This window comes from Erwinia sp. Leaf53 (assembly GCF_001422605.1).
In the GTDB taxonomy this organism is placed as follows: Bacteria; Pseudomonadota; Gammaproteobacteria; order Enterobacterales; family Enterobacteriaceae; genus Erwinia.
In genome coordinates, this window is the sequence record NZ_LMLK01000014.1 from 1 (window position 1) to 4,894 (window position 4,894).

Below are 4,894 nucleotides of genomic sequence, written 5' to 3' on the forward strand. Positions count from 1 at the left end.
CCCCTGCCGTAACGGCTCATTCCCCTCCGTTTTCCCTCTTCACTGGTCAAAAAATCAGATTTTAAACGCAAAACCCGCCGCTCCGGACCGGGCTGATGACTCATCCGTGGTCCGAATAAAAAGTGATGGCGATTAATTGCACTCCCGAACAGGAGCACCTGGCACGAACCCCGTTGATTGCTACGTTCTGACGTATTTACCCATACCTTATGAAAGATCTCCGATCGCATACGTTGAGACTGATGGCGCTTTATTGTGCTCAGGGTACAAAATTACCGCCCAAAAGGGACTGAGTTGGACTAAGTAAGCGTACAATTCGGTGAACTAACGTTGTACTTGAGTCGTTAAGCGATAAATCCTCTTTTTAAGATTTCTTTTTCAATTAAATCAGCCAGATGAATTAAATAAAATGTGAGTATTCCATATCCTCGGTAAGCGTTGTTGTCCCACATGCCCACCCTGGAAAACGTCATAATATCGCCAATAACCCGCCTAATCAGGTAAACTAGCCCCAGTTTAACCCGCAAAGGCCCTGTTATGTCCTGCCAGAATCATTCATTAAAACCCTGGAATACCTTTAGTCTGGAAGCGTCAGCTGCCGGGATCTGTGTGGCTGACAGCGTGGAAGCACTGTGCCGCGCCTGGCTGCAAAGCCAGCAGCGTTCAGAGCCGGTATTGCTGTTGGGAGAGGGCAGCAATGTCCTGTTTCTGGAAGACTTTCAGGGTCAGGTTATTGTTAACCGCATCATGGGGATTGAGGTAACGGAATCCAGTGACGCCTGGCATCTGCACGTTGGGTCAGGAGAAAACTGGCACGCGCTGGTGCAATCCACCTTACGCGACGGCTATCCCGGGTTAGAGAATCTGGCGATGATCCCCGGTTGCGCGGGTTCGGCGCCTATTCAAAACATTGGGGCCTACGGCGTCGAGTTGGAGAAAGTATGTGAATACGTCGATATTGTCAGGCTGGCTGACGGCTCCCGACAGCGCCTGAGTGCAGAAGAGTGCCGGTTTGCCTACCGGGACAGCGTTTTTAAGCATCAGTACCGTGAAGGCTATGCCCTTATCGCGCTGGGTTTGCGCCTTAACAAAATCTGGCAGCCGGTGCTGACCTATGGCGAGCTCAGAGAGCTCGATCGTGACCGGGTGACCCCGCAGCAGGTGTTTGAAACGGTATGCCGCATGCGGAGCAGCAAGCTGCCCGACCCTGCGGTGACCGGTAATGCCGGCAGCTTCTTTAAAAATCCGCTGGTGAGCGCGGAAATGGCCCGCCAGCTGAAGGAGCAGTACGACACTATACCGCTCTATCCGCAGGAGAACGGCGAGATGAAGCTGGCCGCGGGCTGGTTAATCGACCGCTGCAACCTGAAGGGGTTCAGGATGGGCGGAGCAGCCGTGCATCAGCAGCAGGCGCTGGTGCTGATTAATACCGGCAATGCGACCGGGCAGGATGTGGTGGCGCTGGCCCGTGAAGTCCGTCAGCGCGTTGGCAAAAAATTTAACGTGTGGCTTGAGCCGGAAGTACGCTTTATCAGCGCGCAGGGCGAGACAGACGCCGTCGAGGTGATTGCATGAAAGATTACACCGTACCCCTGAAACTGGTCGCTCTGCTGGCCGACGGTGAGTTCCACTCGGGTGAACAGCTCGGTGAGCAGCTGGGCATGAGCCGTGCTGCTATCAATAAGCACGTCAATACGCTGAAAGAGTGGGGGATCGATGTTTTCACCGTCACCGGCAAAGGCTACAGTCTGTCGGCTAAAATGCAGCTACTCAATGAGCAGGCGATCAACGCTCAGCTTGAGAATGGCCGGCTGGCGGTGGTGCCGGTGATTGACTCAACTAACCAGTATCTGCTGGACAGGATGAACAGCCTGCAGTCGGGCGACGCCTGCGTGGCTGAGTATCAACAGGCTGGCCGCGGCAGGCGAGGCCGGCAGTGGTTCTCTCCCTTTGGTGCCAACCTGTATCTCTCCATGTACTGGCGTCTGGAGCAGGGGCCGGCGGCGGCGATGGGCATGAGCCTGGTGATCGGTATCGTGCTGGCTGAAGCGCTGCAGGAGCTGGGCGCACCGGATATTCGCGTAAAGTGGCCAAATGACATTTATCTCGACGATCGCAAACTTGCCGGTATTTTGATTGAACTGACGGGTAAAACCGGCGAAGCTGCACAGATCGTGATTGGTGCAGGCATTAATCTGGCGATGCGTGCACCCGCTGCGGATGTCATTAACCAGGGGTGGATTAACCTGCAGGAAGCCGGTGTCACCATTGACAGAAATGCACTTTCAGCGCTGATCGTTAACAAGATGCGTGACGCGTTATTTGCCTTTGAGCAGGATGGTCTGCATCCGTTTGTTGAGCGTTGGGCTGCGCTGGATAACTTCATCAACCGCCCGGTTAAGCTACTCATTGGTGACAGAGAGATCTATGGCATTGCACGGGGTATTGATGCTCAGGGCGGGTTAATTCTCGAGCAGGATGGGGTGCGAAAATCCTGGGTTGGGGGAGAGATTTCTTTGCGGCCGCAGGGCTGATATCGGCAGGGGCACTGGCCCCTGCGATCTATTTCCTGAGCCTCACCAGATCGACCGCATGGTCGCTGCTTTTGGTCATGATCAGGCTGGCACGTTCGCGCGTCGGTAGGATATTTTCCATCAAATTCTTGTGGTTAATCTCTTTCCATAGCTGGGTGGCGATACCCACGGCTTCCTGTTCCGGTAGCTGGGAATAGTGATGGAAATAGGAGTCCGGATCGCTGAATGCCCCCTCGCGGAATTTCAGGAAGCGATGAATGTACCAGTGTTCCAGTAACGCCTCCGGGGCATCGACATAGATAGAAAAGTCGACGAAGTCAGAGACAAACACGTGGTGGGGATCGTGGGGATAGTCCATTCCGCTCTGTAATACGTTCAATCCTTCAAGTATCAGGATATCGGGCTGCTGAACTACCTTATCGCCGTCGGGAATGACGTCATAAATCAGGTGTGAGTAAACCGGCGCCGTCACCTGGGCCGCGCCTGACTTTAGCTCCGAGACAAAATTCACCAGCCGGTGCATATCATACGACAGGGGAAAGCCTTTCTTCTTCATCAGCCCGCGCTCGTTGAGCACGGCATTCGGGTGCAGAAAGCCGTCAGTAGTAATGAGCTCGACTTTACGGTGCTCGGGCCAGCGGCTAAGCAGGGCCTGCAGCACGCGCGCGGTAGTGCTTTTCCCGACGGCAACGCTGCCGGCAATGCTGATGATATAGGGGATTTTCTGCCCCTTATCTTTGGTGCCGAGGAACTGCTCCAGCACGGCCTGACGCCCGGCGTTGGTGCTGATATAGAAATTCAGCAGGCGTGACAATGGCAAATAGATCTCAGCCACCTCTTCCATGGAGAGATCTTCGTTAATGCCTTTCAGCTGGGCAATTTCGCCCTCTGACAGGGTCATTGGGACGGAGTCACGCAGTGCCGCCCATTCATTACGGGTGAACTGCAGATAAGGGGTCGTTAACGATAAATCTTTTTTGCTCATATGCATGCTTCTGCCAGCAAGTAGTTACCCATCAGAAGGTTAGCCCGTTGATATCCGCAACATCGTGTCGCAGTCAGGCTGAATTACCCTGGGGATTTCAGAACACAATGGGCAGGAGGTTAACACCAGACGGGCCTGAATAAGAAGGAAAAAAGCGCTAACAGGCTGGCAAACGTTACGTCACTCGCATTAACTGGCTACGGTGTATCGCACGAGAGATGTGCATGGGCCATCAAATCCGATCGCCGCGGTTCGCCACGGCGGTAGCATCTGACGCGTTAGATACGATTTACGATTCTCACGTGGGTAGCCGGTGTTATGTGCTATTCAGAAATTAGTGTGGCATCGAGGGCGGGTGAGTACCCTGGCGGGTTCACTCGCCGCACCGGTAGGGCGTGCTTAAAAAGAAAAACATACCGCGCCATTGCGTTTTTTTTCAGCAAAAAAACGCGAAAGAGGGACCGTTTTAAGGTGAATTGCACAAAGAGTGAGCGTAAGAACAATTATCGCAATTTTTTTGTTGCATCCCGGGCGCGGTCTTCCTAAAATGCGCACCACTTGATGCCGGCTTAGCTCAGTTGGTAGAGCAACTGACTTGTAATCAGTAGGTCACCAGTTCGATTCCGGTAGCCGGCACCATCAAGTAACGAAATACCCCAGGTGGGGTTCCCGAGCGGCCAAAGGGAGCAGACTGTAAATCTGCCGTCATCGACTTCGAAGGTTCGAATCCTTCCCCCACCACCATTTCGACTCAGATGTTGGGAGTTGAAAGCAGAATAAGTGAGCAATCACCGAGGCTGCAAAGATGACAAGCTAGCAAAGTTTGTTCATCAGGATTTCAGACTGAGCTCAAGCCCAGTCAAGGTCATCAGGTAAATGCGTGATGACTTGAGTAGACGGAGACTTTCCAGATACTCAAAAGCTACAGACAGAACAGGTAGCCGAGTTCCAGGATGCGGGCATCGTATAATGGCTATTACCTCAGCCTTCCAAGCTGATGATGCGGGTTCGATTCCCGCTGCCCGCTCCAAGCCGTGCTGATATGGCTCAGTTGGTAGAGCGCACCCTTGGTAAGGGTGAGGTCCCCAGTTCGACTCTGGGTATCAGCACCACTTTCAAAATCTCCCTCCCTGCTTCTTCTCTGTTACAAAATTCAACGATTCAGGCAATGCCTGGTTGATGTGGTGATATCACCGATTAATCCGTGTCTTAGAGGGACAAGCGATGTCTAAAGAAAAATTTGAACGTTCCAAACCGCACGTCAACGTTGGTACTATCGGCCACGTTGACCACGGTAAAACTACCCTGACTGCTGCTATCACCACCGTTCTGGCTAAAACCTACGGCGGTTCTGCACGTGCATTCGACCAGATCG

At 53.2% G+C, this 4,894-nt stretch carries 4 protein-coding genes and 4 tRNA genes; 7 read left to right on the forward strand and 1 reads right to left on the reverse strand.

Annotated elements, in window-relative coordinates; genetic code table 11:
• Positions 1–537 precede the first annotated feature (537 nt).
• Complete coding sequence (murB, locus tag ASF13_RS11580; RefSeq protein ID WP_056236411.1) at positions 538–1,575, forward strand: UDP-N-acetylmuramate dehydrogenase; 1,038 nt, start codon at positions 538–540, stop codon at positions 1,573–1,575.
• Positions 1,572–2,534, forward strand: coding sequence for a bifunctional biotin--[acetyl-CoA-carboxylase] ligase/biotin operon repressor BirA (birA, locus tag ASF13_RS11585; RefSeq protein WP_056236414.1), 963 nt, complete (start codon positions 1,572–1,574; stop codon positions 2,532–2,534). The genes murB and birA overlap by 4 nt, the downstream gene beginning before the upstream one ends.
• Before the next feature lie 28 nt (positions 2,535–2,562).
• Here birA and coaA read toward each other — a convergent pair whose 3' ends face one another.
• Positions 2,563–3,519 carry a type I pantothenate kinase gene (gene coaA, locus ASF13_RS11590; RefSeq protein WP_056236415.1) on the reverse strand — a complete coding sequence of 319 codons (957 nt, stop codon included), beginning with the start codon at positions 3,517–3,519 and terminating at the stop codon, positions 2,563–2,565.
• A 563-nt stretch (positions 3,520–4,082) separates the two neighbouring features.
• Here coaA and ASF13_RS11595 point away from each other — a divergent pair.
• The 5 genes from ASF13_RS11595 to ASF13_RS23500 form a co-directional block, all read left to right on the forward strand.
• Positions 4,083–4,158, forward strand: a tRNA-Thr gene (locus tag ASF13_RS11595).
• Positions 4,159–4,178: 20 nt separating this feature from the next.
• Positions 4,179–4,263, forward strand: a tRNA-Tyr gene (locus ASF13_RS11600).
• Positions 4,264–4,474: 211 nt separating this feature from the next.
• Positions 4,475–4,549, forward strand: a tRNA-Gly gene (locus ASF13_RS11605).
• A gap of 6 nt (positions 4,550–4,555) precedes the next feature.
• A tRNA-Thr gene (locus ASF13_RS11610) sits at positions 4,556–4,631 on the forward strand.
• Between the two features lie 112 nt (positions 4,632–4,743).
• Positions 4,744–4,894 (forward strand): GTP-binding protein (locus tag ASF13_RS23500; RefSeq protein WP_235514998.1); only part of this gene is annotated, 151 nt, incomplete at its 3' end.

What these genes read in the sequence shown, in the direction of transcription:
- murB (WP_056236411.1), top strand. Translation starts at nt 538, where the DNA reads ATGTCCTGCCAGAATCATTCATTAAAACCCTGGAATACCTTTAGTCTG.
- birA (WP_056236414.1), top strand. Translation starts at nt 1,572, where the DNA reads ATGAAAGATTACACCGTACCCCTGAAACTGGTCGCTCTGCTGGCCGAC.
- coaA (WP_056236415.1), bottom strand. Translation starts at nt 3,519, where the DNA reads ATGAGCAAAAAAGATTTATCGTTAACGACCCCTTATCTGCAGTTCACC.